We start from the raw sequence: 1,886 nt of genomic DNA on the forward strand, positions 1-1,886 counted from the left end.
ATCGAGTAGGAGGAGGCGATTAACCTCCGACCTCTCACACCACCGTACGTACGGTTCCGTATACGGCGGTTCCATCTAAGTCCAACGTAACGTTTGATATCTACTAAATAGACTCTTTAGCCCTTGGCCTGACCAATATTGGTCGTCAAGGGCTTTATGCAAGATTGGGCTTTTAGCTATTCGCCAGTATCCCTTTCTTGTGTTAGCCCATTCCCACGCTTTTCCTTTCTTAATTCCGTATCGAATTAAGTTATGGTACCTTGTTTGGACTTTCTTCCATTCCTTCCAACGAATCATTCGTAACCTTCTTCTTATCCAGGCATCTAGTTTCTTGAATAAAGAAGGCGTTTCTGCCAGTTGGTAGTAGCCTAACCAACCTATTAGGAATCGATTTAGTTTCTCCATCCTTCTATCCATCGCCACCGATTTCCTTCTAGAAGTCAGTTCACGAACTCGCTGTTTAAAGCGTTTTACACTTTCTTTTGAAACCCGGATTTTCGGGGTTTCCTTCTGGATGGTAAAAGAAAATCCAAGGAATTTGCGTCTCCATGGGCGGTCTACCGCACTTTTGTCTCCATTTACTTTGAGTTTCAGTTTCTCTTCTATGAATTTAGTGATAGTATTCATGATTCGTAAACCCGCACGTTTGGAGCGAACATAGATATTACAGTCGTCTGCATAACGGACGAAGTGAAGTCCTCTTTTCTCCAGTTCTTTATCCAGTTCATCGAGGACAATATTGGAAAGTAGTGGACTTAGGGGGCCTCCTTGGGGAGTACCTTCTGTATTAGGACAAGCTAACCCATCTTCCATAATTCCTGCCTGTAAATATCTTCTGATTAATTTCAAGACCATTGGGTCTTGAATTCTTTTACTTAATGTTCGCATCAGTCTGTCATGATTTACTTTATCGAAGAATTTCTCTAAATCCATATCGATTACCCAACGGTAACCCTGCTTGATATAATTTCTAGCTTGTCTCACCGCATCATGTCCGCGCTTGTTTGGACGGAATCCATAACTGTATCGCGAAAATGTAGGGTCGTAAACTTCCGTTAGGACTTGTGCGATTGCTTGTTGGAGGAATCGGTCTGTCACGGTAGGGATACCTAACTTTCTCTTCCCACCGTTTGGTTTCGGGATTTCGACACGACGAACAGGTTGAGGGTAGTAGGTTCCCTTTTCGAGTTGTTCCCGAATGGTAGTCCACTGTTTCATGATATGTGCTCGTAGGTTTTGTACAGGCATATCATCCACACCATGACTTCCTTTGTTTCTTTCTACACGTTTTAGTGCTTGTATTAAGTTTTCCCGTGATAGTATTCTTTCCAACATGATATCGAACTCCTACGCGAATTGTCCGTCCTTCTTATGTGGCAACTACTTTCAGCCCTTCTAATGTCCCCCACGAGATTCATCGTTTCCTCCATTAGGAAGGTTCTTATGTTTCTGCGTCATCAAGTGTTGCGTATGCAAAGTGGCAATTCTCCTTAGATGATTCAGCCCTTCCCGAATACCCTAGGAGCATTCGGTACTATGGCTTCGGCTGACTTCTGATAGTTCAGCGAACATTCTCATGTTCGGTTACGGCAGGTGTACCGCATTTCTATCAGACCTCCCAGGGTAAGCACACATTCTTCCTCTCCATGTCCTCGCTCCATTTACTCTATGCTCCCTTTGGCAGTAAGGACTTCAACTTGTATAGCAGTCTCATCCAAGAACATCTAGCCTTATATGAAGTTTGTGTTCCTCGAGGCGGAGATTTGCCGCTGACTTCCTTCAGATTCTAGGTCACCCTAGACACCCTTGTCTTAAGCTAATCACTACTACTGCCTTCGTGATTCAGGACTTCAACCCTAGAGAATGTGTGCATGCCTGGCACACTA

The 1,886-nt window shown here is 43.9% G+C and carries 1 protein-coding gene; it reads right to left on the minus strand.

Annotated elements, in window-relative coordinates; genetic code table 11:
• Positions 1 to 75: 75 nt before the first annotated feature.
• On the minus strand, positions 76 to 1,338 hold the full coding sequence (ltrA, locus tag AAIB49_RS19780; protein WP_188384654.1) for a group II intron reverse transcriptase/maturase: 1,263 nt from the start codon (positions 1,336 to 1,338) through the stop codon (positions 76 to 78).
• Positions 1,339 to 1,886 lie beyond the last annotated feature (548 nt).

Origin of the sequence: Ornithinibacillus proteolyticus (assembly GCF_039581225.1) — a bacterium.
Lineage (GTDB): Bacteria > Bacillota > Bacilli > Bacillales > Amphibacillaceae > Ornithinibacillus > Ornithinibacillus massiliensis.